General features: G+C 49.8%; 31 protein-coding genes. 24 read left to right on the top strand and 7 right to left on the bottom strand.

All coding sequences use genetic code 11. From position 1 onward, the window contains the following. Positions 1–4: 4 nt before the first annotated feature. A complete protein-coding gene (locus tag KNP62_RS09265; protein ID WP_015881071.1) occupies positions 5–262 on the top strand; it encodes a hypothetical protein in 258 nt (85 codons plus the stop codon). 128 nt (positions 263–390) lie between these two features. Continuing rightward, entirely contained in the window at positions 391–1929 is a 1539-nt protein-coding gene (locus tag KNP62_RS09260) for a hypothetical protein (RefSeq protein ID WP_214785315.1), read from the top strand. A 101-nt stretch (positions 1930–2030) separates the two neighbouring features. Here KNP62_RS09260 and KNP62_RS09255 read toward each other — a convergent pair whose 3' ends face one another. The 5 genes from KNP62_RS09255 to KNP62_RS09235 all read right to left on the bottom strand — a co-directional run bounded on the left by KNP62_RS09255 (position 2031) and on the right by KNP62_RS09235 (position 4647). Then, positions 2031–2390, bottom strand: a complete 360-nt coding sequence (locus tag KNP62_RS09255; protein WP_214785314.1) for a DUF1304 domain-containing protein — start codon at positions 2388–2390, stop codon at positions 2031–2033. A gap of 1 nt (position 2391) precedes the next feature. Continuing rightward, a complete protein-coding gene (locus tag KNP62_RS09250; RefSeq protein WP_026826548.1) occupies positions 2392–2676 on the bottom strand; it encodes a putative quinol monooxygenase in 285 nt (94 codons plus the stop codon). A 27-nt stretch (positions 2677–2703) separates the two neighbouring features. Further along, on the bottom strand, positions 2704–3342 hold the full coding sequence (locus KNP62_RS09245; RefSeq protein ID WP_214785313.1) for a nitroreductase family protein: 639 nt from the start codon (positions 3340–3342) through the stop codon (positions 2704–2706). 23 nt (positions 3343–3365) lie between these two features. After that, the gene (locus tag KNP62_RS09240) at positions 3366–3776 is read right to left on the bottom strand and encodes a MarR family winged helix-turn-helix transcriptional regulator (RefSeq protein WP_214691163.1); all 411 of its coding nucleotides are present in this window, start codon (positions 3774–3776) and stop codon (positions 3366–3368) included. A gap of 106 nt (positions 3777–3882) precedes the next feature. Then, entirely contained in the window at positions 3883–4647 is a 765-nt protein-coding gene (locus tag KNP62_RS09235; protein ID WP_251125651.1) for a hypothetical protein, read from the bottom strand. Between the two features lie 183 nt (positions 4648–4830). Between KNP62_RS09235 and KNP62_RS09230 the strand changes: the two genes are divergently transcribed. From KNP62_RS09230 to mnhG, 16 genes are all read left to right on the top strand, one after another. After that, entirely contained in the window at positions 4831–5220 is a 390-nt protein-coding gene (locus tag KNP62_RS09230) for a GntR family transcriptional regulator (protein WP_074032742.1), read from the top strand. After that, positions 5207–6088 carry an ABC transporter ATP-binding protein gene (locus KNP62_RS09225; RefSeq protein WP_214785311.1) on the top strand — a complete coding sequence of 294 codons (882 nt, stop codon included), beginning with the start codon at positions 5207–5209 and terminating at the stop codon, positions 6086–6088. Before KNP62_RS09230 ends, KNP62_RS09225 begins: the two co-directional genes overlap by 14 nt. After that, positions 6078–7202, top strand: coding sequence for an ABC transporter permease subunit (locus KNP62_RS09220; RefSeq protein WP_214785310.1), 1125 nt, complete (start codon positions 6078–6080; stop codon positions 7200–7202). Before KNP62_RS09225 ends, KNP62_RS09220 begins: the two co-directional genes overlap by 11 nt. 12 nt (positions 7203–7214) lie before the next feature. Then, the gene (locus KNP62_RS09215; protein ID WP_214785309.1) at positions 7215–7679 is read left to right on the top strand and encodes a DUF4825 domain-containing protein; all 465 of its coding nucleotides are present in this window, start codon (positions 7215–7217) and stop codon (positions 7677–7679) included. Positions 7680–7815: 136 nt separating this feature from the next. Continuing rightward, positions 7816–9489, top strand: a complete 1674-nt coding sequence (locus KNP62_RS09210) for an AMP-binding protein (protein WP_214785308.1) — start codon at positions 7816–7818, stop codon at positions 9487–9489. Between the two features lie 79 nt (positions 9490–9568). After that, positions 9569–10147: a fatty acid metabolism transcriptional regulator FadR gene (locus tag KNP62_RS09205; protein WP_214695232.1), complete on the top strand. Its 579-nt coding sequence runs from the start codon at positions 9569–9571 to the stop codon at positions 10145–10147. 80 nt (positions 10148–10227) lie between these two features. Continuing rightward, positions 10228–11001, top strand: a complete 774-nt coding sequence (locus KNP62_RS09200; RefSeq protein WP_214785307.1) for an electron transfer flavoprotein subunit beta/FixA family protein — start codon at positions 10228–10230, stop codon at positions 10999–11001. A 14-nt stretch (positions 11002–11015) separates the two neighbouring features. Further along, positions 11016–11981, top strand: coding sequence for an electron transfer flavoprotein subunit alpha/FixB family protein (locus KNP62_RS09195; RefSeq protein ID WP_214695236.1), 966 nt, complete (start codon positions 11016–11018; stop codon positions 11979–11981). 107 nt (positions 11982–12088) lie between these two features. After that, positions 12089–12403, top strand: coding sequence for a thioredoxin (gene trxA / locus KNP62_RS09190; protein ID WP_015881090.1), 315 nt, complete (start codon positions 12089–12091; stop codon positions 12401–12403). 347 nt (positions 12404–12750) lie between these two features. Beyond that, the gene (locus KNP62_RS09185; RefSeq protein ID WP_214785306.1) at positions 12751–15192 is read left to right on the top strand and encodes a Na+/H+ antiporter subunit A; all 2442 of its coding nucleotides are present in this window, start codon (positions 12751–12753) and stop codon (positions 15190–15192) included. Then, on the top strand, positions 15164–15601 hold the full coding sequence (locus tag KNP62_RS09180) for a Na(+)/H(+) antiporter subunit B (protein WP_214785305.1): 438 nt from the start codon (positions 15164–15166) through the stop codon (positions 15599–15601). Before KNP62_RS09185 ends, KNP62_RS09180 begins: the two co-directional genes overlap by 29 nt. After that, entirely contained in the window at positions 15601–15942 is a 342-nt protein-coding gene (locus tag KNP62_RS09175) for a Na(+)/H(+) antiporter subunit C (RefSeq protein WP_015881093.1), read from the top strand. The genes KNP62_RS09180 and KNP62_RS09175 overlap by 1 nt, the downstream gene beginning before the upstream one ends. Beyond that, positions 15935–17419, top strand: coding sequence for a Na+/H+ antiporter subunit D (locus KNP62_RS09170; RefSeq protein WP_214785304.1), 1485 nt, complete (start codon positions 15935–15937; stop codon positions 17417–17419). The genes KNP62_RS09175 and KNP62_RS09170 overlap by 8 nt, the downstream gene beginning before the upstream one ends. A gap of 7 nt (positions 17420–17426) precedes the next feature. Next, positions 17427–17912 carry a Na+/H+ antiporter subunit E gene (locus KNP62_RS09165; protein ID WP_214785303.1) on the top strand — a complete coding sequence of 162 codons (486 nt, stop codon included), beginning with the start codon at positions 17427–17429 and terminating at the stop codon, positions 17910–17912. After that, the gene (locus KNP62_RS09160; protein ID WP_026826530.1) at positions 17912–18208 is read left to right on the top strand and encodes a Na(+)/H(+) antiporter subunit F1; all 297 of its coding nucleotides are present in this window, start codon (positions 17912–17914) and stop codon (positions 18206–18208) included. Before KNP62_RS09165 ends, KNP62_RS09160 begins: the two co-directional genes overlap by 1 nt. Then, the gene (mnhG, locus tag KNP62_RS09155; protein WP_015881097.1) at positions 18186–18545 is read left to right on the top strand and encodes a monovalent cation/H(+) antiporter subunit G; all 360 of its coding nucleotides are present in this window, start codon (positions 18186–18188) and stop codon (positions 18543–18545) included. Before KNP62_RS09160 ends, mnhG begins: the two co-directional genes overlap by 23 nt. A 42-nt stretch (positions 18546–18587) precedes the next feature. Here the strand turns inward: mnhG and KNP62_RS09150 are convergent, their stop codons facing one another. After that, positions 18588–19901 (bottom strand): dihydrolipoyl dehydrogenase family protein, encoded by a 1314-nt coding sequence (locus KNP62_RS09150; RefSeq protein ID WP_214785302.1) that lies wholly within the window; start codon positions 19899–19901, stop codon positions 18588–18590. 70 nt (positions 19902–19971) lie between these two features. Between KNP62_RS09150 and uvrC the strand changes: the two genes are divergently transcribed. Next, positions 19972–21762: an excinuclease ABC subunit UvrC gene (gene uvrC / locus KNP62_RS09145; RefSeq protein ID WP_074032756.1), complete on the top strand. Its 1791-nt coding sequence runs from the start codon at positions 19972–19974 to the stop codon at positions 21760–21762. Continuing rightward, complete coding sequence (locus KNP62_RS09140) at positions 21759–22535, top strand: aminoglycoside adenylyltransferase domain-containing protein (protein WP_214785301.1); 777 nt, start codon at positions 21759–21761, stop codon at positions 22533–22535. The genes uvrC and KNP62_RS09140 overlap by 4 nt, the downstream gene beginning before the upstream one ends. A 25-nt stretch (positions 22536–22560) precedes the next feature. Here KNP62_RS09140 and KNP62_RS09135 read toward each other — a convergent pair whose 3' ends face one another. Next, positions 22561–22953, bottom strand: a complete 393-nt coding sequence (locus KNP62_RS09135; protein WP_251125650.1) for a YslB family protein — start codon at positions 22951–22953, stop codon at positions 22561–22563. A 223-nt stretch (positions 22954–23176) separates the two neighbouring features. On the opposite strand from KNP62_RS09135, the gene KNP62_RS09130 reads away from it, so the two are divergent. From KNP62_RS09130 to KNP62_RS09115, 4 genes are read left to right on the top strand one after another with little or no spacing between them, the layout of a single operon-like run. Then, positions 23177–23794, top strand: a complete 618-nt coding sequence (locus tag KNP62_RS09130; protein WP_015881102.1) for a succinate dehydrogenase cytochrome b558 subunit — start codon at positions 23177–23179, stop codon at positions 23792–23794. A 16-nt stretch (positions 23795–23810) separates the two neighbouring features. Further along, a complete protein-coding gene (gene sdhA / locus KNP62_RS09125; RefSeq protein WP_074032768.1) occupies positions 23811–25568 on the top strand; it encodes a succinate dehydrogenase flavoprotein subunit in 1758 nt (585 codons plus the stop codon). An 8-nt stretch (positions 25569–25576) separates the two neighbouring features. Further along, a complete protein-coding gene (sdhB, locus tag KNP62_RS09120) occupies positions 25577–26365 on the top strand; it encodes a succinate dehydrogenase iron-sulfur subunit (RefSeq protein ID WP_214785424.1) in 789 nt (262 codons plus the stop codon). An 8-nt stretch (positions 26366–26373) separates the two neighbouring features. Beyond that, the gene (locus tag KNP62_RS09115; protein ID WP_147537790.1) at positions 26374–26814 is read left to right on the top strand and encodes an acyl-CoA thioesterase; all 441 of its coding nucleotides are present in this window, start codon (positions 26374–26376) and stop codon (positions 26812–26814) included. Positions 26815–26855 lie beyond the last annotated feature (41 nt).

Here is a 26855-nt window from a genome sequence, read left to right as displayed (position 1 = left end):
TAATGTGAAACGCCTATTACTACGCAAAATCCAATTCGCCCTCCAACACCATGGTGGGACTGCATCTTTAAAAGACATTTATGCGTATGTCGAAAAATCGTATTATCAACTCGAGCTCGATCGATATAAAGATTGGAAAGGGCATGTCAATAAACAAATCCGTGCGCATTCCAGTGATTCAGCGAGCTTTACCGGAAAAGAAGACCTTTTTTATTCCACGGGAAATAAAGGCATTTGGGGTCTTAGACAATCCAATAACTAACGAAAGCGGGACCAATTTCACTTGGTTCCGCTTTCAATGTTTACAAAACATCACACCCTATTGTCACATAATGTTCATTCCTGTACACTTCGATATTGTGTGCTAAAAATTATGTTAGGGGTTAGTCAATGGAACTTGTACAGCAATTATCTCAAATGCAACTCATCAACCAATTCTGGTTGCTTATGGCCTTCATCATCCCAATGGTCATTTTATCTCGTATGGTCGTGGCTGGAACGCGCTTCTCGCCGATCCTCGTCATCGTCATCTTCGGTCTTGGTCTCGGCTTCGGTATGGTCGAGCTCGGCATCGCGACACCGGGACTTTCTGAATTCCCGCTCGTCGACTTCTTGTCACGGACGACAATCATCGCATTAATCGTTTCGTTCTTCGTCGGTGGACAGGAACTTCGTAAAATCTTAAGCAAACAAGAGCTCGACATGGAAGATATCGTCGTTCCTGCAAAAGAGGAGATGTTCCTCGGAACAGGACGTACGCAGTTCATCTTTATCCTTCGTTCGTTCTTCTTGCTCGTCGGTTTGGAAGGATTCTTCCGTATGGCAATCGAGCCAGGTATGGCAGAAGGGATTGCGCTTTACTACCCAATCCTCGCACTTCTCGGTCTTGCGGTGTCGTTCTTACTCATCGACCATAAAGCTCAGATTCAGGACAAGAAAGTATACATGCAAAAAGGTGTCATCGAGACAGTCCTCTTGCTTGTTATCTTGTTCGTCTCGTTCTTGATTGCGACAGCAGTTCAGCCGATTATCGCACTTCCGCAAATCTTCTTTGCGATGTTGATTTCATCAGCACTCGGTGCCATCTTCCATAACTGGACGTATGGACCGACTGTCCGCGCGCTTCTCTTCGCAGGGATTCCGGTCGTCTTGGCTGCCAACTTCATGGTTGGTGGTTCACGAATCGGTGACGCGTTCGCCATCGAAGGCATGAACTCGATTCTCGTCTACGGTTTCTTCGGTCAGTTGTTCTGGATGTTCGGTGGGATCGCACTCATCATGTGGTTCGCTCGTACGGGTCACATTCGTAACCTCGCGCCAGGTATGGCGGGGTCACTTTCACACAGTGGTCTCACAGGTGCGTGTACGGCTGGGGACTTCGGTCAAGTGGCGGCGAAACGTGCGCCAATCATGATCAACATCCCGTTCTTCGGACATATCTTCGTCTTCTCGATCCTCGCGGTCAGTGCCGACAACGGCGCGCTCTGGGTTTGGCCGACAGCCATCATCGTCTTGATTGGTCTCGTTCTCACGGTGCTCGCGTTGAAAAACTTACGCGCGGCGAACGGGGAAGACTTCAAAGAAGTCAAAGCCCTTATGCAGTTCTCGTTCGGATGGCAGATGATGGCCGTCTTCGGTGGTCTCGTCCTCTTGGCGTTCAGCACAATTGCGTTTGATTACACGACGATGGCACAATCGTCAGCAATCTCGCACTTCGGCTTGTTCGCGGCGGTCCAAGGCGGAATGTTCGGGACGGAAGCCTCGCTTCTCATCCCGCTCATCTTCTCGATGCCGTTCCTCGTGCACCCAATCGTCTTCTACATGTTCGGGAAAGCACTCGATAACAATGGTGAAATGCCACGTGTGCCGGTATATGCGATGGCGCTCGTCGGTGTCGTCGGTGTATCTGCAGCGATTTTCGTCTTATAAGACCTCAATTCCGCTCTGACTTCGGTCAGGGCGGTTTTTTTATGAATTTGGAATGACAAAAAGCGTCCGACCTTTTCTCAGGTCGAACGCTTTTTCTGTCATCACATCACCATCGAGATCAACGTCAAGATGGCGAGCCCACCTTGTGTCAGGATAATCTTCTTGTCACTTGTGATACTGCCATATAGGGCAACGAGAATGATATAGGTCAGGATCATCGTGACAATCTCGACTGGATTAGGGGAGAGGTAGAGTCCGTACAAGAGCCCGACTCCAATCAATCCATTATAGACGCCTTGATTTTTGAATAAAACCGATACTGAGTCTCTCGTCAGTTCGTCTCTCGATAGACGGAAGACGCGTGACGTCGAGGAAGATGCTGTCGCAATCGTCTCTAAATAGAAGATGTAGAAGAATTCTATGGCGACGAGCCTCCCGAGCACAAGGGTGAGCGTCGACATATTAGTTGACCGCCGCTACTTGCACGACAGGTTTCGCAGACACGTAGTTCGCAACGTTTTGTGCGAAGTTGATGAGGACCGGGTTTTGGTTGTGTTGCTCGAGAGCGGCTTGGTCTTCCCAGTTCTCGATCATGACGAAACGGTTCTCGACAGACGTTGACTCGTATAGGTCATATCCGACGCAGCCCGCTTCTTGTTTTGATGAGTCGATCAAGACTTGGATGTCACGCAAGAAGTTCTCGCGTTGTGATGCTTGGATGTCAAATGTGGCGTTGACTAAGATCATGGTTGATTCCTCCGATTATTAAATAAATTATTTGAATGAAGTGACCGTTTGAGCGTCAAGACGTACAGATTGGTAACCTTCTTCTGCCGCTTTCCCGACAGACAAGATCATGACCGGTACATAACGGTCTTTGTCGAGACCGAACGCTTCTGCGAGTTGGTCTTTCTCGAAACCACCGATTGGGTTCGTGTCATAGCCGTGTGCACGTGCTGTGAGCATGAATTGCATCGCTGCGAGACTCGCATCAATCTTCACGATGTCGTTCATCTCTTGTTTCGAGAGGTTTTTGTAGTAAGGGATGATTGCGCCGAGCTGTTGATCACGAACTTCTTGTGGCATTTTGCCTTCTGCGACCGCTTGATCGTAGATTTGTTCGCCGTACTCGTAGCACTCCATGTCTCCGAAGATGAGGAGCATCGCAGAAGACGTGTCGTTTTGACGCGTGTTGAATTTGATGAGCGGCTTGAGCGTCTCTTTCGCTTCTGGGCTTTCAACGACGACGAAGCGCCATGGTTGCATGTTGACCGATGATGGGGCAGTCGTTGCTTCCTGAATCATCTCGAGCATCTCTTCTTGTGAGATTTTCACGTTCTCGTCATAGACACGGATTGATTTACGACCGAACATGACGTCTTTGAATGTGTTGTTTTCGAATGTAGTTGCCATTGGTGAATTCCTTCTTTCTCTGTTTAGGCGTGACTGTTCAGTTTTTGAAGCAGTCCGGATAAGTGTTGAATCTCTTCAGCGGACAAGGCTTGTAAGACGAGGTGGTTGGCCCGTTCGTCTCGCTCGCAGTGCCCGAGGTCTTGCTCTGCTTTCTCTGTCACACGAACGAACATCTCGCGATGGTTCTCCGCGTTCCGCTCTCTGACGACATATCCTTTTTCTTCGAGGATCTTTAAGTGTCTGGTGATGGCGGCATTGTCGATTTTCATTTCTTCTTTAATTAGACGTTGCGAACAAACGCCTCGTTCTTTGACGACTTGTAGCATCTCGTAGCGGGTCAGGCTGAATCCTGTTTCCCGTTCGAACGACGATGCGACGTTTTGTTCCGCCAACTTGATTTGGTAAAGTAATCGGCTGATTTCACGTAGGTCCATTGCGTCCCACCTTTCTCAATTGACTTATCAATCGTTGACTTGTCAAACGATAAAACGTTTCGGATTGCTTGTAAAGTCAAACGCTCAAAAAAAGACGACACCGAAATTATCGTGTCGTCTCGTCTTCGATGGGGGTGCCATCAAAATGATATTCTGTCATGAACGTCGTCTCGTCGAATCCGTAAAGACGGTCGTAGGCGTTCAAATCCTCAATCGTCCGCACGTCGAGGAATGACGGGTCGATATCAGACGCTTCACGCGTGAACATCATGTACCGTTCTGTATAGTCGTCATTGCCACCTGGCTTCCCGTCGAACGAGAAATGGATCAAATAAACGTCAGACTCGATTTCACGGATGACGTTGAGAATGCGCTGTTTTTGTTCGTCCGTGTTGTTCCAGTCTTCATGAAACATGATTGAGACGTCGAGATACGTTTCCGGATTCGTTTCATAGATAGACGTCGGGGTCGGGCTGACGTTGGCTTGTGTTTCATCGGACACACCGATCGGCACCTCCGCACGGACGGTCTCTTCTTTTTTTAAGATTCCTTCCGATACGAGCCGCTCGTGAATCGTTCGTTCCGCCTCACGTTCCCAATACGTCTCGAGCACGTTGTCATGGATGGAGCCATCTCCATACGTCTCAAGAAAATAAGTGCCGGCGAACGGTTCGTTCGTCAATGTGACTTCCCCGACATAACCGCCCATCTTCCAATCACGTGACAGTTCGATGTCGGGTTGTTCCTGATACGTTTCTTTTACATAAGTACTATATACATCTCGTGCCTCGGATTTTTCAATCGTCGTATAAACGAAGAACCCTCCAGCGAGAAGCCCTCCGACAATGCCTGCCACGATTCGTTTTTTCATCATTTCGTCGCCTCTTTCCCAATGTACCTGATAAATCGAGGAGAAACCTCGGTCCAAAGTCTTATTCAAATCATTTCCATTTCCCTGTAAACTGAAAGTGCCCTCGAAATACTATTGCAATTACGTGTACTAATACATATAATACACTTAAAGAGTGACATTGACTATGAGAGGGTGTGACCCATGTTATACAAAATTGATATGAAGAGTTCAGAACCGCTTTACGAACAAATCGTCAATCAAACGAAAGAACTCGTCATCCGCGGCATCTTACGTCCGGGAGACAAGGTGATGTCTGTACGTGAACTTGCCACCGACCTCGTCATCAATCCAAATACGGTTAGTAAGGCGTATCAGGAGTTGGAGCGACTCGGCCTCCTCGAGATGCGGCGCGGGCGTGGGACGTTCGTCTCTGAAGACTGGGTAGACGATGATGCATCAAGAGAACCGGTTATCGCATCAATCAAGAAGATTGCGATTGATTGCCATTATGCGAATGTGCCATTAGAAGAAGCCATCGACGTATTGCGGACCGAATATGAGAAAGTAGGGGAAGCCAATGCTGAAAGTTGAGCAATTGAGTAAACAAATCGACCGTCAAACGATTATTGACGGAATTGACTTTACCGTCGAATCAGGAGAAATCGTTGCGCTCGTCGGGCGTAACGGTGCCGGCAAGACGACACTTCTCCGGACGATGGTTGGAATCATCCGCCCCGATCAGGGAGACGTGCTATATGGAACGAAAAGTATCTTTAAAGACGCCGGATTGAAGCGGGACGTCATCTTCGTACCGGATTCAGCGGATGCGCTCAAACATTATACGGTAAACGAGGCGACGGACTTCTACGAATCGATCTATCCATCGTTCAATCGTTCCGCCTTCCGTGAGACGTTGACGCGTTACAACATCGAGAACAAAAAGATTCGCCAGCTGTCAAAAGGACAGAAGGCGCTCGTCACGTTATCACTCGCTTTCGCCGTCCAAGCGAAATACTACCTGCTTGATGAACCGACGGACGGTTTGGACGTCGTCGCCAAGTCAGACGTGTTGAAACTGATGATCGCCCAGGTCGAGAAGCGGAACTGCTCGATCATCGTCTCGAGTCACCAGCTGCATGAGCTCGAACGAATCGCCGACCGCATCATCATGATCGAGAAAGGGCGCGTCAAAGCAATCATGTCGCTCGAAGAGGCGCGTGCCCTCAGCATCAAGTGGCAAGTCGTCTTCAACGACCATGTCCCGGTCGAGTTGCTCGAACGAAAAGATATCGAAATCATTAGTGTGACAGGACGTGTCGTGCTATTCATGGCGAAAGAACGGACGGACGAGCTCGAGGCGTTCATCGATTCATACAATCCGATGCTCATCGAAGAGATCCCGATGTCTCTCGAAGACGTGTTCCGTATTCAGTTAGGAGGAGAAGTTCATGCCGTCTAAAGTGTTGTTGAAAAAAGATTGGAAACAAGTGTCACTGCTTTGGATCTTGCTCGTCTTCTTAGGGATCGTCGCCTTCACGGTGCCGGTATGGACGGATATGTATGCGTACGAACAACAGATTCTTGAAATTAAACAAAACCCGAGCGACTTCCCGGATATCGTGACAGGTGATGTGAACGAGATGGTGCCGGAAGACTTCTTCGGGGATGGATCTGGATACGGATACCTCGGGGGTCTAAACGGACTCATTCCGTCAGGCGGTGTCATTTTCTTGTTTGTCATCTTTGGGGCCCTCATGGCGTCCGTGTTGATCGGAAGTGAACGCAACAGCCAAATGTCCGATTTCACGATGTCGTTACCGTACACGCGTACCCAGCTATACATATCGAAATGGGTGCTCGGTGCGACAGGAATTGTAACATCGACCTTGATTGGCGGCACGTTGATGTTCCTCATCATCCGCTTCTCCGATTACTCTTTCTTGATGGAAGGAAAAGAGTTCAAGGTGATCGCGATGATTCTATTCTTGATGCTATCCGGAATTTCGTTCTTCTCGCTCTCATTATGGATGGGATCGTTTGGCGGAGAGTCCATCTCACAAGTCATTTGGACGTTTGTCGCGCTCGTCTTTCCGATGGGGATTTTACTCCTCGTCCAAGGTTCACTCTACGCCTTTTTCCCAGATCGACTCTTCTCGTTCTTTGATGAAGCGTTCGAGAGTATCCCGATGCGGATTTTGTCACCGCTAAACAATATTTTCAATGTCGATATGTATTCAGTGTATACCGATCAATCGGTGTGGAATGACTTTATCACGTATGCCCCGATCCTTGCGATCGCGAACATCGTGCTCACATTCGGTCTTGGGTTGTGGATGTTCAAGGAAGCACCACAAGAGAACAATGGACGCTTCTTCATGTTCTCGAGCTGGTTGTGGCTCATCCATATCGTCATCGTCATCTGCTTCGCGATGTTAGGTGGCGTATTGTTCTCGGTCATCTCGTACCCGCAAAACATGATCTTGTATGTGATTGGCTTCGTGATTGCGGCCTTCCTGGCACACTTACTCGCCAAACGCTTGCTCTACCGCTTCAACTTGAAACTCAAATCGTAAGGAGGGACACCTATGAAACGCTTCTGTCTGTTGCTCGTTCTCGCCATCTCACTAGTAGGTTGCACGAATCCGGAACCGAACGTCTTTGAATATAAAGGTTCGAAAGTCGGGGACAATGCCGCCGTCGTCGGGATTGCCGGGAGTTTGCCGCTACACGAATGCTATCAATCGGTCGAGTTGCAGACGAAGAAGCGTCCTTATGGGTTGACCGTCCGTTATGAAGATCCAGAGATGGAGCGAGCGGAGCAAGAGCGCCTCGCGATTCGGAATGCGGCTACTTACTTCACACTCATTCCGAATGCGGAGATCGTCCGCTTCGCTTTCCCGAACCGGACGTATGCCTTCTCCCGGCCAGAGATGGAAGCGTGGTTCGGAACAGATTTCTCGAACATTCGTCACGAGAATGAGTTACATCAACTGATGAATCAGAAGTTGGAACAGCTGGATTCAAAAGATTCCTATTTTAGGCGGGTATGACAGCGATTGGATGACAAATCCAATCGCTTTTTTTGATATTTTCTGAAAATTATCGGGTAAAGGGTAGATGAAAGCGTTTTCTTAGCATTATAATAGAGTTGACTGAATGAGTATTCATTTCCAAGGAGGAACATCGATGAACAAACCGTGGTTACAAGATTATCCAGAAGGTATGCCCCAGTCGATTGATTACGAGGTAAAGCCGCTCTATGAGGCATTGTCTCGCGCAGCAAAGGATTATCCGAATCGTACGGCCGTCTCCTTTATCGGGAAAGAGTGGACTTTCGCGGAGATCGATGATGCCGCACGTCGACTCGCCACGATGCTCCAAGCGAAAGGACTTGAAAAAGGGGACCGCGTCAGCCTCATGCTCCCGAACTGTCCTCAATACGTCATCTCGTTCTATGCCGTGCTCTATGCAGGAGGGACCGTCGTCCAGACGAACCCGCTTTATACGGAACGAGAGCTTGATAACCTCATCACGGATGCGGGCGTCAAAATCGTCATTACCCTCGACTTGCTCTATCCGAAAACGCTTCGCGTCAGTGAAAAGACGGAGATCCAAACCGTGATCACGACAAGTATCGCCGATTACTTACCGTTCCCGAAAAACAAGCTGTATCCGATCAAAGTGAAACGAGAAAATAATATTGTCATCGACACGACCGGCTCGACGCCGTTTAAAGACTACAAAGACTTTAATCCGGTCACGCCGCTCGACATCGATCCAAAAGAAGACGTCGCGGTTCTTCAATATACAGGAGGGACGACGGGACTTCCGAAAGGCGTCATGTTGACGCACTTCAACTTGACGGCGAATGCGGATCAAATCACGAACTTATTCTATAAGTATAATCGCGGGGACGAGAAGCGCGTCTTGTGTGTCGTTCCGTTCTTCCATGTCTACGGGATGTCGTGCTGTCTGAACTTCGGGATCACGAACGGATATGAGCTCGTGCTCGTGCCGCGCTTCGAAGTGACGGATGTCCTGAAGACGATTCAAAAGAAAAAGCCGCACTTCTTCCCAGGAGCTCCGACGATGTACGTCGGAATCTTGAACGACCCGAAACTGAAAAAATACGACTTGTCATCGATTGAAGCGTGTATCTCTGGTTCGGCACCGCTTCCGATTGAGGTGCAAGAAGAGTTCGAGAAGATCACAGGCGGTCGCATCGTCGAAGGATATGGTTTGTCTGAGACGTCGCCGGTCACGCATGCGAACTTCTTATGGGATAAGCGAATCGTCGGCTCAATTGGTGCGCCGCTGTCGGATACTTCTGCTAAAATAGTAAAAGCAGACGGAGAGACGGAAGCGGATATCGGCGAGATTGGTGAAATCATGCTGAGTGGTCCGCAAGTCATGAAAGGCTATTGGCAAAAACCGGAGGAGACGGCAGCCGTCTTGAAAGATGGATGGCTCGCGACGGGTGACCTCGGTTATATGGGTGAGGACGGATTCTTCTATATTGTCGACCGGAAGAAAGATATGATCATCGCCGGTGGATTCAACGTCTATCCACGTGAAATCGAAGAAGTGCTCTACGAACATCCGGCCGTCAAGGAAGCGGTCTGTATCGGTGTTCCTGACCCATATCGTGGTGAGACGGTCAAAGCGTTCATCGTCCTTCGTGACGGGTCGAGTGTGACCGAAGAAGAGCTCGACAAGCATTGTCGTGAGAAGCTCGCGGCTTATAAAGTGCCGAAGCTGTACGAGTTCCGTGACGAGTTGCCGAAGACGTTCGTCGGTAAGATTTTACGCCGTGTTCTCGTCGACGAAGAGAAGGCGAAACAAGTGAAACAAAGCAGTTGACACCAAGCGTATGCATGATAGAATAATAAATGAATGAACCATCATTCATTTTTCTGCAGCGGTAAGGAGCTTGGGGTTAATGACAAATCATATTTCGAAAAGTGACCGAATCATTGATGCGGCGGTCAAAGTAATTGCCAATCATGGCTATCACGGTGCAAAGGTGACAGCCATCGCCAAAGAGGCGGGTGTCGCGGACGGCACGATCTATTTGTACTTCAAAAACAAGGAGCATCTCTTGATCGAGTTGTTCCAAGCGAAGATGGGGCTGTTCATCGACTACTCGAAACAACAAATCGGGAACGAGACGACAGCCGGAGATCAGTTGTATCAGTTGATCGAATCACATTTAAAACAACTGTCGGCCGATTACGACCTTGCCGTCGTGACACAAATCGAACTGCGACAGTCGAACTTGGTGCTTCGCCAAAAAATCGGAGAAGTGCTCAAACCATATTTGAATTTGATCGATTCGGTCGTCAAACACGGAATCGAGACAGGAGAGTTCGACAAGGATCTAGATTATCGACTCGCCCGTCAGATGATTTTCGGCACAATCGATGAGGTTGTGACGAGCTGGATGGCGAGCGGCTTCAAGTACGACTTGATGTCGACGCTTCCGAATGTGCACCATATGTTAAAGAAGGGGCTTACTTAACAGTGAGCCCTATCACTAGCTCAAAAAATGAATGCTGATTCATGAATGATGGGAAAGAATTGACTAAAGGGGGATCAACCATGAATATTTTTGTTTTGCTGAAACGTACGTTTGATACTGAGGAAGCGATTCAGCTCGAGAATGGGGAAATTCAAGAAGACGGCGCTGAGTTCATCATCAACCCGTATGACGAATATGCGGTCGAAGAAGCGATTCAAAAACGTGACGCACTCGGGGGAGAGGTCACGGTCGTCACGGTAGGACCGGAAGACGCGGACAAAGAGCTTCGTACGGCACTCGCCATGGGAGCGGACAAAGCTGTCCGAATCTCGATCGAGGACGATGTCGAAGATGCAGACCACGTCACGATTTCAAAAGTGCTCGCCACATACTTGAAAGAACAGGATGCAGACCTCATCTTGGCAGGGAACGTTGCAATCGATGGCGGTAGCGGACAAGTCGCACCACGTGTCGCAGAACTTCTCGACATGAACTACGTGACGACGATCACGGCTCTTGAAATCGATGGCACGACGGCTACGGTCACACGTGACGTCGAAGGCGATACAGAAGTCATCGAAGTCGCACTCCCACTTCTCGTGACGGCGCAACAAGGGTTGAACGAACCACGTTACCCGAGCTTGCCTGGGATCATGAAAGCGAAGAAGAAACCACTCGAAGAACTTGAACTCATGGACATCGATCTCGATGAAGATGAAATCGAAGCGAAAATCGAGACGATTGAACGATTCTTGCCAGAAGAGAAGAAAGCCGGCCGTATCCTTGAAGGCGACATGTCGACACAAGTGAGCGAGCTCGTACAACTTCTTCGCACGGAAGCGAAAGTCATTTAAGGGGGAGATCATAGATGAAAGCTTTAGTACTCGCAGAAGCGCGTGAAGGCGCGTTACGTAACGTATCATTCGAAGCCATCGCTGCGGCGAAGCAATTGACAGACGATGTGACGGCAGTCGTGATTGGGGATCACGTGCAATCACTCGCGCAAGAACTCGGGGAGTATGGCGCAAGCCGTGTCCTCGTCGTTGAAGACGATCGTCTCAAACACTATACGCCAGACGGCTACGGGCAAGTACTCCGTCAGCTGATCGAGCAAGAAAGTCCGGACATGATTGTCCTCGGTCACACAGCTCTCGGGAAAGACATCGCACCGAAACTCGCGGCACGTCTCGATGCTGGACTCATCAGTGACGTCGTCTCTATCGAAGGAACAGGTCGTGACGCTGAATTCGTTCGCCCGATCTATTCAGGGAAGGCGTTCGAGAAAGTGAAGTTCAAAGACTCGGTCATGTTCTTCACAATTCGTCCGAACAACATCGACGCACTCGCGCGTCAAGCAGGTGCAAGCGTCTCAGTTGAAACGCCAGCAGTCGAATTGAAAGACCTCGCGATGATTGTCAAAGAAGTCGTTCGTAAGGCGACTGGGAAAGTCGACTTGGCGGAAGCGAAAGTCATCGTCGCAGGCGGTCGTGGCGTGAAGAGCGAAGACGGCTTCAAACCACTTGAAGAGTTAGCTGAACTTCTCGGGGGAGCAGTCGGTGCTTCACGTGGAGCATGTGACGCCGACTACTGCGACTACGCGCTTCAAATCGGACAAACGGGTAAAGTCGTCACACCAGACCTTTATATCGCATGCGGAATCTCTGGAGCAATCCAACACTTGGCAGGGATGAGTAACGCGAAGGTCATCGTCGCGATCAACAAGGATCCGGAAGCGAACATCTTCAGTGTGGCGGACTATGGCATCGTCGGTGACTTGTTCGATGTCGTCCCAATGTTGACAGAAGAGTTCCGCAAGCACCTCGTCAATAGCTAATAAGCAAAACGTTTTGGGGTTGTTACCCTCCGTGGTATACTCTGAACATGAATTGCATGAGAGTTCTATATCAGAGCTCTCTCATCTTATTGGGGAGGTTTTTACAAATGGCTATTAAACACGCAACGACTCAATCGTTTGAACAAGATGTAAAAGAGGGCGTAGTCCTCGTTGATTTCTGGGCAACTTGGTGTGGACCATGTCGCATGATCGCGCCAGTTCTCGAAGAACTCGATCAAGAAATGGGTGACCAAGTCCAAATCGTGAAACTCGACGTCGACGAAAACCCTGAAGTCGCAGGTGCTTTCCAAATCCAAAGTATCCCGACACTCATGATGTTCAAAGATGGCGAGCCTGTTTCGAAAACAATGGGCTTCCAACCAAAAGAAGCATTGAAAGAGTTTATCGCAACAGCACAATAATTGCGTAGCAGCCGACCTGTATCGGCTGCTTTTTTGTTTTGTCGAACGGAAAAGAAGGAAAAGGACAGGCAAGTAGGGAATAGGTTGAGTTATTCCACACCCCCTCATTTACGGAAAAATCCGATACATATCGTCTGATTTCAAAATTTTTTTTGAAGAAATTCCGTCGGCTTCCTTCATATTTAAAAGATTCGGAATTTTAGTGAGGGCGTGCGCAGACTGGAAGCTTTTATCATGGAAACAGACTGAAAATTTACGCTATACTCATGAGGAAGACATGATGGAGTCAAGTGACCTTACTTTACGGCTCGATCTATTGTACGACTCTGTTCGAAGGAGGAATTTTCTTGTCGCTGTTACATTTAGCTATTTTGTTGCCGCTTCTCGCGGCACCGTTCATCCCGTTCTTGTTTCGGGGGATGAAGCAAATTCATACAGGCTGGTTCGTCTTGATCGTACCGGTCGTGCTCGTCACCTACTTCGCCGGATTCATTCCGATCACGAGTGCAGGGGACGTCGTGACAGAGACGATTGCGTGGATGCCGTCCCTCGGGATCAACTTCACGGCATACGTCGACGGACTCAGTCTACTGTTCGCCCTCCTCATCACGGGGATCGGCGCACTCGTTGTCTTATATTCAATTTACTATTTGAATAAGGACAAAGAGTCACTCGGGCATTTCTATGTGTATCTCTTGATGTTCATGAGTGCGATGCTCGGGGTCGTTCTCTCGGACAACATGATTGTCATGTATATGTTCTGGGAGCTCACATCGATTTCATCATTCCTGTTGATTGGTTACTGGTATGAGAAAGAGCGTTCACGTTATGGCGCGCAGAAGTCGATGCTTCTCACCGTATTCGGAGGATTGTCGATGCTCGGGGGGATTGTCTTACTCGAGTCGATGATTGGTTCGTACAGCATTCGTGATATGGTCGCGAATTCTGGCGTCATCGCCGAGAGCCCGTTCTTCCTTGCCGCGATGATTCTCATCTTGCTCGGGGCGTTCACGAAATCAGCGCAGTTCCCGTTCCACATCTGGTTGCCTGACGCGATGGAAGCACCGACTCCGGTCAGTGCGTACCTCCACTCGGCAACGATGGTTAAGGCGGGTCTCTACCTCGTGGCCCGTATGAGCCCGGTGTTCCAAGAGTCATCAGTCTGGCTATGGACGATTGCCGGGGTCGGGATGTTTACGATGTTCTGGGGCTCGTTCAACGCTGTAAAGCAGACCGACTTGAAGGGAATCTTGGCATTCTCGACAGTCAGTCAGCTCGGGTTGATTATGTCACTCCTTGGTCTTGGTGCGGCTGCGCTCCACTATGACGGTATGGATGACAATATCTTTATGGTCGCGACGATCGCAGCAATCTTCCATTTGATCAACCACGCGACATTCAAAGGCTCGCTCTTTATGATGGCCGGGATTGTCGACCACGAGACGGGTACACGTGACATTCGTAAGCTTGGCGGTCTGATGACGGTCATGCCGATCACGTTCACGATTGCCGTCATCGGTTCGTTATCAATGGCCGGTCTTCCGCCGTTTAATGGTTTCTTGAGTAAAGAGATGTTCTTGAAGGCGACGACGAAAGTCTTCTCGGCCGACTTCTTCGCACTCGATACGATTGGAATCTTACTTCCGGTCATCGCGTTCGTCGGAAGTGTGTTCACGTTCATCTACAGCATCATGCTGTTTACACGGACGTTCATGGGCAAAGCGAAGTTCGATCAATTGCCAAAACAACCGCATGAGGCGCCGATCGGCATGTTGATTTCGCCGGCCATCCTCGCGCTTCTCGTTGTAGGTCTCGGGTTCTTCCCGAACGTTTTGTCGAACTCGCTCATCAAACCGGCCGTCGAGTCGATTTATCCGACACTCGTCGCGCAAGGGCAAGATGTAAAGGTAGATATTTATTTCTGGCACGGTCTCACGCCTGAACTATATATGACAATCGGGGTTATCCTTCTCGGTTCATTGTTGTTCTGGCAAATGGGCAAATGGATGGGCATCTACAATCGGATCCCACATCGTTTGACGCTCAACGGGATATACGATGGTACGCTCGTCTGGTCAAACAAGGCGGCATATCGCTTTAAAGACAACTACATGACTGGTTTCATCCGGTCGTATTTGATCTATATTTTCGTCTTCCTCTCAGGCATGATGCTCTTTAGCATCTGGTGGTTCGACATGTACCGATTCTCGTTCGAGAACTTGGCAGAGATTGCACCGTATGAATACGTGCTAGGCGCTGTCGTCATGCTTGCGGCGCTCGCGATTCTCTTCATGAAGTCGCGTCTCCCGTCCATCATCTTACTCGGGGTTGTCGGGTACGGCGTGGCACTGTTCTTCGTCTTCTTCGGTGCACCTGACTTGGCACTCACACAGCTCGTCATCGAGACGGTCTCGGTTGCCTTGTTCTTGCTCGTGTTCTATCACATGCCGGACATCAGCAAGAAGGAAGTACGGATGCGTTTCAAAGTCGGGAATGCCATTGTGGCCATTCTCGTCGGGACGACCGTGACGCTTCTCAGCTTCATGGCGCTCACGAACAAATCGCTCACGTCGATCTCTGAGTATTACAAAGAGAACGTGTATGAGCTTGCAGCAGGTAAAAACATGGTTAACGTCGTCCTCGTCGACTTCCGTGGATTTGATACTTTGTTTGAAATCGTCGTTCTCGGAATTGCGGCTTTCGGGATTTACACGATGATTAAATTTAGAACAACACGACGTACGAAAGGAGAAGGTGCACATGAAGCAAAACAGCAAACGCGTCAATGACGTCATTTTGCAGACGGCCGCGATTATCATTTTCTTCATCATCGTCATCTTCTCGATCGATTTGTTCTTTGCCGGTCATTATTCACCAGGTGGAGGGTTCATCGGTGGATTGATGACATCCGCGGCACTCGTCTTGTTGCTACTCGCATTTGATTCGAAGACGCTCGCGAACGTGCTCCCAATCGACTACCGTCTCATGACGGCAAGTGGATTGTTGATTGCACTCGCGACAGGTCTTCACTCGGTATTCTTGGGTCGTCCGTTCTTGACGCATGCTTACGGGAAGTTCGACTTACCACTTCTCGGTGAACAGACGCTCCACACGGCGATTGCGTTCGACTTAGGGGTTTATCTCGTAGTCATCGGAATCACCTTGACGATTATACAAACGATTGGAGAGAGTGAATAATGGAAATCTTCGTTAGCATCATTATCGGTGTCTTGACGATGTGTGCCGTCTATCTTGTTCTCTCAAGAAGTTTGTTACGCATCATCATCGGCACAGCCTTGTTCAGTCACGCGGCACACCTTCTCGTCTTGACGACGGCAGGTTTGAAGACAGGGGCAGCCCCTGTCCTCGTCGACGGTGTGACTGAATTCACAGACCCGTTACCGCAAGCGCTCGTCTTGACGGCAATCGTCATCAGTTTCGGGGTGACGGCGTTCTTCCTCGTACTTGCCTACCGCACGTATCAGGAGCTCAGCACGGACAATATGGAAGAAATGAAAGGAACAGAATCGTATGATTAACTTACCGGTCTTTCCAATCGTCATTCCTGCGCTTGCGGCCATCATCATGATGTTCATGCCAAAACGGGTCCAGCTGCAGCGTGTGATGGCTCTTGGAGCTTTAGTTATTACGGCGATCGTGTCACTCTTCCTTGTGCACACGGTCTCCACGGAAGGGATTCAAACCCTCAACCTCGGGAACTGGCAAGCACCGTTCGGGATCACGCTCGTATCGGATATGTTGTCAGCCCTACTCGTGACGACGTCGACTCTCCTCACGCTCTTCATCGTGTGGTTCGCCGTCCATTACTTCTCAGACTCATATGAAGGCAACTACTTGTACATCTCGATGCTCTTCTTGCTCGTCGGGGTGAACGGTGCCTTCACGACAGGTGATATCTTCAACTTGTTCGTCTTCTTCGAGGTCTTCTTGATGTCTTCATACGTGTTGATTGTACTCGGTGGACGTGGCGTCCAGTTACGTGAGTCCATCAAATACTTGCTCGTGAACATCATCGCCTCGGCACTCTTCGTCATGTCGGTCGCCTTGCTCTATGGCGTTACAGGTACGCTCAACTTGGCAGACTTGGCGATGAAGATTCCGCTCGTCGATAACCCGGACGTCATTACCGTCATCGGTGTGATGTTTGTCATCGTCTTCGGGATGAAAGGGGCACTCGTCCCACTTCACTACTGGCTCCCTGGGGCGTATGTAGTCGCACCGACACCGATTCTCGCGATGTTCGGTGCACTCTTGACGAAAGTCGGGGTCTACTCGATTTTACGGACGTACACGTTACTGTTTGATGGGAACGGTGAGTTTTTACAGACGTTCCTTATGGTGCTCGCTGTCCTCACGATCTTCATCGGGATGACAGGTGCCATCGCTTATAACGACGTGAAGCTGATCATCATCTACAACATCATGATTGCGGTCGGGGTCATTTTGTACGGGATCTCGGTCAACACGCAGACGTCCCTTGAAGGGTCGCTCTACTACTTGATTCACGACATGATCATCAAGGCAGTTCTCTTCATGCTCGTCGGGATGATGATTGGGATCACCAAATCCGGTCAACTGCGCGATATGGGTGGACTCATCACACGCTTCCCGCTGTTCGGATGGACGTTCTTCATCGCAGCGCTCTCGCTTGCAGGGATTCCGCCACTTAGTGGATTCTTCGGGAAGTTATTGATCGTATCAGGCGGGATGGACGAAGGAGAACTGTTCGGACCACTTCTCGTCCTCTTATCAAGTCTCTTCGTCCTCTATTCGGTCATGAAGATCTTCTTGAACGGATTCTGGGGAGAGGCGAAGCGTGAGTATGATGGACCACTCGTACCGTATACAAAACGTTTGATTGTGCCGGTATTCTTGTTGCTCATCATTGCGGTCGCATACGGATTTGGGGCAGAAGCCATCCATCCGTATATCACGCAAGCGATTGAGCCGCTCGTCAATCCAGAAATCTATATCGATGCCGTGATAAAGGAGTGAAACACAGATGGCTTATCAACTTTTGATTAACTTTTTCTTGGCGTTCATCTGGATGTTCCTCACGGGATCGTTCACAACGAGCGGATTCTTCGTTGGGTATCTACTCGGATTGCTCATCTTGTTCATGATGCGCCGATTCTTCAAGTCAGGGGGAGGCAGCTTTTACTTCACACGCGTCTGGCGTCTGTTTAAACTGCTCCTCATCTTCATCCGGGAACTTTTCCTCGCGAACTTCGAGGTGTTACGTCTCGTCCTTAGTCCAAAGCTCAAGATTCAACCAGGAATCTTCCGGTATGAGACGTCTCTCGACAAAGGCTGGAAAGTCAGCTTGCTCTCAATGCTGATCACGCTCACACCAGGGACGCTCGTCGTTCAGGTGTCAAAAGACAATTCCGTGCTCTATATCCACGCGCTCAACATGCCGGATAAGGAAGCATTACAAAAAGACATTTATGATAACTTTGAATCAAGCATTAAGGAGGCGACAGAGTGATGGATTTACTAGACATTCTCATCTACATCTCGCTCGCCATTCTCTTGCTTGCGATGTTGATGATGTTGTATCGCGTCGTCAAAGGACCGACGACGGCAGACCGGGTCATCGCCCTCGACTCAATCGGGATCGCACTCATCTCGGTCGTCGCGTTACTGTCGATCCTGCTCGATACGACCTTATATTTTGAAGTCATCTTGCTACTCAGTATTTTGGCCTTCATCGGAACGGTGGCGTTCTCGAAATTCTTAGAGAGGGGAGAGATTATCCAACATGACCGCGACAATGATCTTTGATCTCATTACCGGCATCTTCACGATCATCGGCGTCTTCTTCACGGTCGTCGCCGCGATCGGTCTCATCCGTCTCCCAGATATTTATTCTAGAACACACGCTGCCTCAAAGAGCGCGACACTCGGTGTCATGTTCGTCCTCTTTGCGGCCGTGCTTCACGTGTATGTCGATGAACGGGTATTTGACGCAAGACTCTTGCTCGGTCTCTTCTTCGTCCTCTTGACGGCTCCTGTCGGGGGTCACCTCATCTCACGTGCGGCCCACGCGAAGGGAGTCCCGCTTTGGGAGAAGTCGTTACAAGACGCATTGAAAGAAGACAAGGATAAAGGAATCGAATAAGAGAAAGACGGGATTCGCCGTGTGGCGAGTCCCGTCTTTTGTTTAGATGAGATAGGTCAGGTCGGAGGCAGCCGTCGGATAGGCGACTTCTAAGTGCTTCACGTGTTGATGCGACAGTTTGTTCTGTATAATGAAAGAGAACAGATTGATGAGTTCCGGGGCATGGTGTCCAATCAGATGTGCGCCGATAATATGACCTTCCGCACTCAACAATACTTTCGAATAGGCGGTCGTGTCATTGATGCGTGAATAGGTGAGGAAATGGGACATGTCCGTTTCTTTCACGTCGAAGTCGATGCCCTCGGCTTCCGCTTCCTCCACAGTGAGCCCCACTTTGGCAATCGGTGGGGTCGCATAGACGATGGTCGGTGCTGGGCGCTCGGGAAGTGCCCGCGTATTCCCGTGAAGCATGTTCAATGCAGCGAGACGACCTTCCTGACCGGCGAACGGAGTGAGTGCGGGATTTGGACTATTAGCGACGTCTCCGGCGGCGTATATATTCGGGTTGCTCGTCTGGAGATGCTCGTTCACCTGAACACCATGATGATCGGCATTGACGCCTGCTGCTTCGAGATGAAGTCGCTCGATGCTTGGAATTCGCCCGGTGGCGTTAAGGACAACTCCTTCAAGGGTAGAGTCATCTGATAACGTTAAGACGTTCCCGTCGATTCGTGTCGGTTCGACGTCGTGTCGGACAGTGATCCCGATTCGTTTTGATTCTTCGAGGAGCCGATGGACGACGTTCGGGTCGAATGCCTTCAGCGCACGTGAACGAATGAGAAGGGTCACGTCGCTTCCGAAGCGTCGGAAGATATGGGCGAATTCAAAAGCGATATAACCGGCACCGACAATATGAATCGATTTCGGTAACGTGTCGAGGTCGAACACATCATCGCTCGTGATGGCCAGTTCGCCACCTGGGATGTCGAGAGGACGTGGTGTTTGGCCCGTCGCGATTAAAAATTGAGGGGCGGAGAGCTCGTGACCATCGATGACGATCGAGTCTTCATCGATAAAGTGAGGCTCCCCTTGATATAAATCAATGTTCATCTCGTTCCAATGTTGCGTTTTTGACGTAGGAATCGAGAAGCGATATTCATCAATCCGCTTTTTAAAGGACGACCAATCGAGGGATAGGCTTCCTTCGACGCCGAGCTCGCGCATACGTTCCGTACGGGCGAGAAGTTCGGCACCTTCGGCGAGCATTTTTTTCGGGTCACATCCACGCTGGGGACACGTTCCTCCGAACGTCCAGTTTTCAATGATAGCAATCTCTTTACCGGCGTCACGTAAAATCGTGGCGACTTGGCTCGCGGCTGATCCGCTACCGACAATAATGACATCGTATCGTTTCATAATATAAAATCCTCCTCTGACGAGATATCACACTCTTTTTCCCGTCCAGGAGGAAGCTAAACTGAGGTGAATGGAATTGAGTCATACCGATCACATTAAACATAAATTGGCACTACTCCCGGACGAACCGGGTTGCTATTTGCATAAAAATGAATATGGTGAGGTCATCTATGTAGGGAAGGCGAAAAATCTTAAGAATCGTGTCCGCTCTTACTTCACGGGTGCACACGATATCAAGACGATGCGTCTCGTCGCAGAGATCCGTGACTTCGAGTACATCGTAACGGCGAGCGAACTCGAGGCGTTGCTTCTTGAAATGACGCTCATCAAAAAGCACGACCCGAAGTACAACATTCGCCTGAAAGATGACAAGACGTATCCGTACATCAAAATCACGAACGAACCATATCCGCGTCTATTGACGACACGTAAGCTGAAGAAAGACGGTGGACATTACTTCGGACCGTATCCGAACGCTTACGCAGCGAACGAGACGAAACGTCTGCTCGATAAACTCTACCCGCTCCGTAAATGTCAGCCGATGCCGAAGAAACTTTGTCTCTATTATCACATCGGGCAATGTCTGGGACCTTGTGAGCTCGCGGTCGACACGGATTCGCAAAAAGAGATCGTCAACGAGATTCGTCGTTTCCTGAACGGTGAGACAAGCGAGACGCTCGCCAAGCTGAATGTGGAGATGGGACGTGCCGCTGAGGACATGCAGTTCGAGCGGGCGGCTGAACTACGCGATCAGATTCGAGCGGTCGAATCGATCATGAACAAACAGAACATGATTACGGCCGACCCGACGGCGCGAGACGTCTTCGGTTATACGCTTGACCGAGGCTGGATGTGTGTCCAAGTGTTCTACATGCGAGGCGGTAAGATGATCGAGCGAGATGTCTCGCTCTTCCCGATGCATGGAGAGCCTTCCGAAGAACTCGAAAGTTTTATCGTCCAGTTCTATGAACAAAACGTCGTGCCAAAAGAAATCCTCGTACCAGAGACGGTCCGTCTCGATTTATTAAATGACGCCATCGGCACGAAAGTGATGCAACCGAAACGTGGGGCGAAGAAGCAACTGCTCGATTTGGCGACGAAGAATGCAACGATTGCCTTGAACGAGAAGTTCGAATTGCTCGCCCGAGACGAAGAGCGGACGTTACTCGCGATGCGTGAACTCGGGGAAGCAATCGGCATCCCGAACTTGTCGCGTGTCGATATCATCGATAACGCGAACATTCAAGGGGCGGACGCCGTATCGGCGCTCGTCGTCTTTGAAGACGGGAAGCCGCTCAAGAAAGAGTATCGGAAATATAAGATTCGGACCGTCCAAGGACCCGATGATTATGAGACGATGCGCGAAGTCGTGCGGCGACGGTTCCGCCGTCTGTTGACGGAAGACAAGCGTCTACCGGATCTCCTATTGATTGATGGAGGAATCGGGCAATTGAATGCAGCGCTCGACGTCATCCAAAATGAGTTCGGGCTCGACTTGCCGGTCGGCTCACTCAAAAAGGATGACCGACATCGGACGAGCCAACTGTTGTTCGGAGAACATGGTGCGGTCGTGGAACTTCATCCACGATCGAGTGCTTTTTATCTATTACAGCGGATGCAAGACGAGGTCCACCGTTTCGCCATCACCTTCCACCGCAGCTTGCGCACGAAGAAGATGACAAAATCGATTTTAGATGAGATTCCGGGAGTCGGTCCGAAGCGTCGTCAACAGCTCATCCGTCATTTCGGGTCGATGAAACAGATTCGTCTGGCCTCACTCGAACAATTGAAAGAAGCGGGACTACCGGAAAAACTGGCGGAGACCGTCCTTCAATATGTGCACGAGGATACGGATGAATGAGACAGCTTCCGACAGACGTGGAGAATACAATCGCTACATTCGTGAAAGCGATTGATGAATTTCTATCAACCGTTCAGCATATATACATTCATGGTTCATTAGCAATGGGTGGCTTTCATCCGAAACGAAGTGATGTAGATTTGTTGCTCGTCGTATCGAACGCATTGACTCGGGAGGAACGACAAAAACTCATCGACTGTTGCCTCTCATACTCCAACGAACCATATCCGCTCGAACTGAGCATCATGACGACGGCGCAGCTAAAAGACTGGTGTCACCCGAGTCCCTTCGAGTTTCACTATAGTGAAGGGTGGCGCTCACGTTTTGAAAAGGCAGGTAGGGAAGAGCGAACCGAATTGCAACAAGGATTCACCGATCCGGATTTGGCAGCTCATATGTTGATGATTTTAGAACGAGGCATCACTTGGCGCGGACAGCCACTTCATCAATTGCTCTGCGGATTCGATTCCGCTCATTTTTCTGATGCGATTCGGGCAGATGCGTTCGACTGTCTCGATACGATGGATGAAAATCCGATCTATTGCGTGTTGAACTTGTTACGCGGACTGGCCTATGAACAAGAACGTGTCCTTCTCTCGAAACAAGAAGCGCTCGGTTGGGTGATAGAGAACGGACATTTTCCGGGAAATGTTTTAGCGGTCGTTCGTAAGGCGACTCAGGGCTATGAAGGGGAAGACGTGACGTTTGATCAACATGAACTCAACGAATTCCGTCGCTACATGCGTCAACAACTTCACACTAAACAAAAATAAGAGTCGATGCGAAACGCATCGACTCTTATTCGTAATCGTCTTTCCGGTCTAGTTGGACGGTGATTTGGACAATTTTTCGGGCGGGATCGGCATATCCTTCCGCGACGCACTGGAAACGACCTGCAATCTGTTCGGCTAAAAATCCAGCTTCGAGCTGATAGTAACCGGTCGCCTTGGCTTGGGTCGTGGGCGGTGGGATGAGTTCGTATGTAAATTTACTCCCACGTTCCTTTTTGAGCGTCAACGCTCCCCAACCTGCCTCATCGAAGAATGCAGTCAGTTCATCGTCAGACATCGTCGGGAATTTGCGGGCGACCCGTTTTCCTGACCAATAGATGACTTGGGCGTAATCTTCACCAAGCAAGTCCGTCAACACATAGTCGCGAAGAAGTTCAATCGCGAAAATTGGTTGGCTCATCGTTTCCATTCTATCCCATCACTCCAATCTCTCTATATCATTATAACGACCAATCGGAATTTGGTCATCCTGTATTTTTGAAAAGAATGTGGCACAAATCGGCTAGGTTATCTTGTCATACAATTTTCACAAGAGTAGAATAGGAGTCAGAAAGCTATATCTGCATTTGAAAACGCTTTTATTGACAATACGAGCCAATGCTCGTAAAAAAGGGGGAACTAGAATGGCAGCGCATCGTGACTACTTCAGTCGTAAAGTCCATTCGCTACTTGGGGTCATTCCAATCGGTTTGTTTTTGATCGTTCACTTATCGGTCAACTACTACATCGTCGATGGGGTGGAGTCATTCAACAAAGCAGCAAAATTCATGGAGAACTTACCGTATTTGTACTTCCTTGAAGTGACGATTATCGCATTGCCGATGATCTTCCACGGCGTGTACGGCGTGTACTATGCGTTTCTCGGGTCGATTAACTCGAACCGTTATTCATACGCACGCAACTGGTTGTATCTCTTCCAACGCTTCACAGGGGTCTTCCTCGTCATCTTTATCGCATGGCACGTTTGGGAAACGCGCTTAGCGAAATTACGCGGGGTAGAAGTCAATGCGGAGATGATGCAAAACATCGTCGACAACCCGCTCATGTTAATCTTCTACATAGTCGGAATCCTTTCGGCTACGTTCCACTTCGCGAACGGTCTTTGGTCGTTCTCGATCACGTGGGGAATCACACAGTCACCTCGTTCGCAACGTCTCATGAGCTACGTATCAGGTGTCGTGTTCTTGGCACTATCTTTTGTCGGCATCCGTTCGATTTTGACGTTTGCAGGCATCTTGTAATTAGGGGGAATTTTACATGGCAAATCAAAGTTTGATCGTCATCGGTGGCGGTCTAGCTGGACTCATGGCGACAATCAAGTCGGCAGAGATGGGTGTTCCGGTAAAACTATTCTCGCTTGTACCGGTCAAGCGTTCACATTCAGTTTGTGCCCAAGGTGGCATCAACGGGGCCGTCAACACGAAAGGGGAAGGTGATTCTCCTTGGCAACACTTTGACGACACGGTCTACGGAGGCGACTTCCTCGCTAACCAACCACCTGTTCAAAAAATGGCAGAGAATGCACCGAAAATCATCCACATGTTCGACCGGATGGGTGTCATGTTCAACCGTACGCCAGAAGGTCTCTTAGACTTCCGTCGTTTCGGTGGAACGCTTCACCACCGTACGGCATACGCTGGAGCGACAACTGGTCAACAACTTCTCTATGCACTCGATGAGCAGGTTCGTCGTTATGAAGCACAAGGTCTTGTCGAGAAATATGAGGGATGGGAATTCCTTCGTGCCGTCATCGATGAAGAAGGGATCTGCCGCGGTGCGGTCTGTCAGGATTTGCGCTCGATGGAAATTAAAGCGTTCCCATCGGACGCGGTGATCTTGGCGACAGGTGGCCCAGGGGTCATCTTCGGTAAGTCGACAAACTCGGTCATCAACACAGGGCAAGCAGCGGCAGCGGTTTACCGCCAAGGTGCAGTCTACGCGAACGGGGAGTTCATCCAAATTCACCCGACTGCGATTCCTGGGGACGACAAACTTCGTCTCATGAGTGAATCGGCTCGTGGGGAAGGTGGACGTGTCTGGACATACAAAGATGGGAAGCCATGGTACTTCCTCGAAGAGAAATATCCAGCATACGGGAACCTCGTACCGCGTGACATCGCGACACGTGAGATCTTCGATGTATGTGTGAACCAAAAACTCGGCGTCAACGGCGAGAACATGGTGTACCTCGACTTGTCTCACAAAGATTCGAAAGAACTCGACATCAAACTTGGTGGGATCCTCGAAATCTACGAGAAATTCGTAGGGGATGACCCGCGTAAAGTACCGATGAAGATCTTCCCGGCAGTCCACTATTCGATGGGCGGACTGTGGGTCGACTACGATCAAATGACAAACATCCCTGGACTCTTCGCAGCCGGTGAATGTGACTACTCGATGCACGGTGCGAACCGTCTCGGCGCAAACTCACTTCTCTCAGCCGTTCACGGCGGAATGGAAGCAGGTCCTGCAGCGGTCAACTACATGCGTGGTCTCGACCAAGCGACAGAAAGCGTCTCTGACGCACTCTTCAACTTCAACGAGCGTGAAGAGATCGAACGCTTCAACGACATCCTTGCGATGGACGGGACAGAGAACGCGTATCAAATCCACCGTGAACTCGGTGAACTCATGACGGACAACGTCACAGTCGTTCGTTATAACGACAAGCTCGAAGCGACGGACAAAAAAATCCAAGAATTGCGTGAACGTTTCCATAACATCTCGGCTACGGATACGGCACGCTGGAGCAATCAAGGGGCATCGTTCATTCGACAGCTCGACCATATGCTCGACCTCGCACGCGTCATCACACTCGGCGCACTCAAGCGGGACGAGAGCCGTGGTGCCCATTACAAACCGGAATTCCCGGAACGTAATGACGAGCAGTTCATGAAGACGACGATGGCACGTTACAAAGATGGGGAAGTCGATATCTCGTATGAAGACATCGATGTTTCGTTAATCCCGCCACGTAAACGGGATTACTCGAAGAAAGGGGCGAAGACGAAATGACGACGCCAATGCACTCTGAACAAAAAGACATCCGCTTCATCATCGAACGCCAAGATGGACCGGATCAAGCAACGTATACTGAAGAATTCACGGTGCCGTACCGTCCGAACATGAACGTCATCTCGGCACTGATGGAAATCCGCCGTAATCCGGTCAACGCGAACGGGGACAAGACGACACCGATCAACTGGGACATGAACTGTCTCGAGGAAGTATGTGGTGCGTGCTCGATGATCATCAACGGGAAGCCACGCCAGTCGTGTACAGCGCTCGTCGATAAACTCGAGCAACCGATCCGCCTCGCGCCGATGAAGACGTTCCCGGTTATCCGTGACCTTCAAGTCGACCGTCAGCGTATGTTCGACGCGTTGAAAAAAGTGAAGGCATGGGTTCCGATCGATGGAACGTATGACCTCGGTCCAGGACCGCGTATGCCAGAAAACAAACGCCAATGGGCGTACGAGTTATCAAAATGTATGACCTGTGGGGTTTGTCTTGAAGCGTGTCCGAACGTCAACGACAAATCGGACTTCATCGGTCCAGCAGCAATCTCGCAAGTCCGTCTCTTCAACTCGCATCCAACAGGTGCCTTCCACGCGGAAGACCGCCTCGAAGCCCTTATGGAAGACGGCGGCATCATGCAGTGCGGAAACGCACAAAACTGTGTCGAAGTTTGTCCGAAAGGCATCCCGCTCACGACGTCAATCGCTTCGATGAACCGTCAAACGACGCTTCATTCGTTCAAACAGTTCTTCGGTAGTGACAAAGGTCGCACCGGTTCTGCGGTCGAGGCGTAAGCGAGCCGATGACCAAGTACTTTCGAGAGCCAGGTTGGGAAACACGTGTCAAAGCAGGGATCGCGCTCGATGTAAAAGTTCGCTTTTCGGAGTGCGATCCGTACGGTCACATGAACAACACGATCCCGTTCATCTATTTCGAAGATGCGCGAATTGAGTTGTTAGAAGCGACAGGATTCTCCTTGAAGGACGGGTTTGTCGTCGTCGCCGATGCGCAATGTGACTATGTTCGACAAGTCATGCCACGTCAACAGCTGACCGTGCATGCCAATATCTTGACGGTCGGAAACACTTCATGTGATATTCATTACGGGGCATATGACGGAGAACAACTCCTCTTCGCGGGACGAACGAGCCTCGTTCATTTGACGAAGGAAGGTCGTCCAACGGAATGGACTCCGGAATATAAAAACCGCTTGCAGAATTTTTGCGAATCCGCTATCATTTGATAATGAGTTCACAAACAAAAAATATTCTGCCGGTTCGCCTG

The organism is Exiguobacterium sp. s183, assembly GCF_018617655.1.
Classification (GTDB): domain Bacteria; phylum Bacillota; class Bacilli; order Exiguobacteriales; family Exiguobacteriaceae; genus Exiguobacterium; species Exiguobacterium aestuarii_A.
Note: the sequence above shows the minus strand (reverse complement) of the source record. Positions and strands in the feature narration are given on the sequence as shown.